4 protein-coding genes are annotated in these 3,455 nt (G+C 75.3%); 2 read left to right on the top strand and 2 right to left on the bottom strand.

Features of this window, described 5'->3' with window-relative positions:
- Positions 1 to 68 precede the first annotated feature (68 nt).
- The gene (locus tag J0670_RS33480) at positions 69 to 803 is read left to right on the top strand and encodes a GNAT family N-acetyltransferase (protein WP_207815996.1); all 735 of its coding nucleotides are present in this window, start codon (positions 69 to 71) and stop codon (positions 801 to 803) included.
- On the opposite strand, the gene J0670_RS33475 is transcribed toward J0670_RS33480, so the two are convergent.
- A complete protein-coding gene (locus tag J0670_RS33475) occupies positions 793 to 2,055 on the bottom strand; it encodes an ADP-ribosylglycohydrolase family protein (RefSeq protein WP_307806806.1) in 1,263 nt (420 codons plus the stop codon). The genes J0670_RS33480 and J0670_RS33475 overlap by 11 nt on opposite strands.
- A gap of 112 nt (positions 2,056 to 2,167) precedes the next feature.
- On the opposite strand from J0670_RS33475, the gene J0670_RS33470 reads away from it, so the two are divergent.
- Entirely contained in the window at positions 2,168 to 3,163 is a 996-nt protein-coding gene (locus tag J0670_RS33470; RefSeq protein WP_207815994.1) for a hypothetical protein, read from the top strand.
- Positions 3,164 to 3,188: 25 nt separating this feature from the next.
- Here J0670_RS33470 and J0670_RS33465 read toward each other — a convergent pair.
- Positions 3,189 to 3,455, bottom strand: a 267-nt coding sequence (locus J0670_RS33465; protein WP_279383115.1) for a ribonuclease domain-containing protein, incomplete at its 5' end; no start/stop codon positions are given.

Raw genomic sequence — 3,455 nt, 5'->3', positions numbered from 1 at the left:
TCCACCGCACCCCGTGCCGCACCCCGGTGCGGGTGGCACCCCTACGACCGATGAAGGACCAAGGTTCCGTGCCAGCACCTGTCATCCTCACCGGCCGCACCGTGCGGCTGGAGCCCCTCGCCGCGCACCATGCCGAGGCCATCGCCGAGGCCGGCGCCGAGGACCGTACGACCTACGCCTTCACCCCCGTCCCGCACGGTCTGGAAGCGGCCCGCGACTACGTCGCCCGGGCCCTCGCCGACCAGGCCGCGGGCCGGTCGGTGCCGTTCGCGACGGTGAACGTCGCCGACGGCCGGGTGGTGGGCTCCACCCGGTTCCTGGAACTCGACTACTGGCAGGGCCCGCTGGTGTGGCCGCCGGCGCCCGGGAAGCCGTTCGGCGACCCGGCCACCGCCGTGCCGGACGCCGCCGAGATCGGCAACACCTGGCTCTCGCCGCGCGCCCAGGGCACCGGCATCAACACCGAGGCCAAGCTGCTGATGCTGCGGCACGCCTTCGAGACCTGGGGCGTGCAGCGGATCTCGCTGCGCGCCGACGCCCGCAACCTGCGCTCGCGCGCCGCGATCGAGCGGCTCGGCGCGACCTCCGAGGGCGTCCGCCGGGCGCACTCGCGCGGGCTGGACGGCGTGGTGCGCTCGACGGCGTTCTACTCGATCCTGGACGACGAGTGGCCGGCCGTCCGGGACATCATCGAGCTGCGGATCGCCGCCGCCACCTCGCCGAGCGCCCCTGATCCGGCGATCAACCAGGAGTGCCTCAGACAAGGCGGCAGCGGCACCGGGCAGCTGATGATCACGGCCTGAGGGGCTGCCGTTCGCCGGTCGCGGCGGTCTTCAGGATCCAGGTGAGGACCGCCGCTCCGTGGGGGTCCTCAGGCGGTACCGGCCAACGGTCGTGACTCGTCTCGGCGACCGCCGAGACCGGCCGCCAGCCGCCACGGACCCGGACGACCGCCACCTCCCAGACCGGATGGCCGTCCTTCGGGCGGCAGATCCTGACCGAACCGTCGTGGGTGTGCACCGCCCAGCGGCCGTCCAGCGCGTCCGTGTGCCTCCCGGCCCGGATGCGCCGCCACTGCTCATCGGTCCATTCCACGTCGGGGACCGGGTGCGGGCGCGGGACCAGCATGTCCGCCCGGCCCCGGCCGCCGGTGACGCCGCCCGGTTCCGGGAACGCCCAGGCGGGCAGCGGCTCGCGGGCCGCCAGCCACGCGGCCGGGATGCCCGCGGTGCCCGTACGGGCCGCGACCACTCCCCCGGTGATCGCGGCGACGGTGTCCATGTCGCCGCCGGCCGCGATCGCCTCCCGGACGGCGGCCGGGTAGTCGGTGAGCCGACGGGCGGCGCACCACAGGGCGTACGGAACGGTGTCGACGGCGGAGGTCCGGCTGCCGTTGCCGAGCACCCTGGCGGCGACCAGCGGGTCCGGCTCGGCGAGCAGGCCGATCGCCTCGGTCAGACCGTCGTGGACGGCGCCGCGCGGGGTGAGCTCGGCGACCGCCGCCAGGAAGGTGTTCGGGGTCATGGTCCCGGTCCGCGCCCGGACCGCGTACGCGGCGGCCACCGCGACCGCGATCGCGCCGTCCACCGCCTGCGGGTGGGTGTGGGTGATGACGGCGGTGTCGGCGGCGGGCCGGACGGCGGCGGCCGGGTCCCGCGCGTACGCGGCCCCCAGCGGAGCGACCCGCATCGCGGCGCCGTTGCCGTACGAGCCCTGGCCGTCGAAGAGTTCGGCGGCCAGCGCCTTGGCGTCGCCGCCCTCGCGAACCAGTCGGAGCAGTCGGTTGGCGGCCGGGCCGTAGCCGCGGTCGAAGTCGTGGCGGAGGGCGAAGGCGTGGGTGAGGTCGAAGGTGTCGATCGCGCCGCGCTCGGTGTGGGCGGCGTACACCGAGCAGGCCATCTCGGTGTCGTCGGTCCACGGCCAGGGGCCGGGCGGTTCGGTGCGGGAGGCGTGGTGGGCCCGGGCGGTGTCCGGGACGAAGAACTGGGCGCCGAGGGCGTCGCCGACGGAGAGGCCGTTGAGCGCGTCGAGCGCGGGGCCGTTGGGTTCGGTCATCATGTGCCTCCCAGCACAGCGCGTGCCCGACGCTCCGTCAACACCATGGCGCGGACGCCCCCGACGAGGGATGTTTCGCATACCCCCGATCCGGGCGGGCAGCACCCGGGGTATGACCCGCGCGAACCCGCTCGACCCCGTCGTCCTGCTCGGCACCGACCAGCAGCACATCGTCACCCGCTCACAGCTGCGGCGACTCGGGGTGCCCTCCGGCACCATCGCGCACCGACTGCGCCCCGGCGGGCCCTGGCAGCAGGTGCTGCCCCGGGTGATCTGCCTGCAGAACGGAAGGCTGACGCACCATCAGAAACTGCGCGCCGCACTGGCGTACGCGGGGCCGAAGGGGCGGGAGCCGCGGTCCGGAGAGGTGCTGCTGACCGGGTTCGCGGTGCTGGCGGAGGCCGGGCTGCCGAGTGCCGGGCACCCGGCCGACCTCGCCGAGGTGGACGTCCTGATCCCGGCGGGGCGCCGGGTCGGCGACCGGGAGTTCGTCCGGGTCCACCGGTCGGGCGGGGCGATGCCGGGCGGCTTCGAACGGGACGACGGACTGTGGAGCACGACGGTCGCCCGGGCGCTGGCGGACCTCGCGCCCCGGGAGACCGGGCAGCGCCGCTTCCGGGCGCTGTGCGCCGAGGCCGTGCAGCGGCGGCGCTGCGAACTCGGCGAGCTGCTCGACCAGTTGCTGGCCCGGCCGGGCGCGCTGGCGCTGCCGCAGGTGGCCCGGGTGGTGGAGGACCTGACCGCCGGGGTGCGCTCGGTGGTGGAGGCCGAGACCCGCGAACTGCTCGCCCACGCGGGCCTGCCCGAGCCGCTGTGGAACCCGGTGCTCTTCCTGGACGGCCGCTTCCTCGCCGTACCGGACGCCTACTGGCCGCACGCCTGCGTGGCCCTGGAGATCGACTCCCGCGCCTGGCACCTGCGCCCGGCCGACCACGAACGCGGCCTGACCCGCGCCAACCGCCTCACCGCCGCCGGCCTCCCGGTGGTCCGCGCCACCCCCGTCCAGCTCCGCCGCGACCCGGCCCCCGTCCTCCACGAGCTGACCGCCCTGGTCACCACCGGCCCCCACGGCCCGCACGACCGCATCAGCTGGCGCCGGGCAAGGTGACGGCCGGTGGCGGGCCGGAACCGACTCAGCAGCGCGGGTCGATCTCCTGGAAGGTGGCGTAGTGGTCGGCGGACCAGTACTGCTCGCCGGAGGTGCCGGTGACGACCCGGCGGGTGCCGCGGTCGTTGGAGCCGGGGGTGACCACGGTGAACTCGTGGTAGTAGCCGTCGGCCTTCTTGGGGAGGCGGCTCTCGCGGTTCTCGAAGACGATGCCGTCGCGGTTGTACGGGTAGGGGCCGCCCTTGGCGATCAGGCCGAGGGTGTCCTGGGCCTGGCTGGGGAGCTTGCTGCG

Source organism: Streptomyces sp. FH025, assembly GCF_017427025.1.
Classification (GTDB): Bacteria; Actinomycetota; Actinomycetes; order Streptomycetales; family Streptomycetaceae; genus Kitasatospora.
Note: the sequence above shows the minus strand (reverse complement) of the source record. Positions and strands in the feature narration are given on the sequence as shown.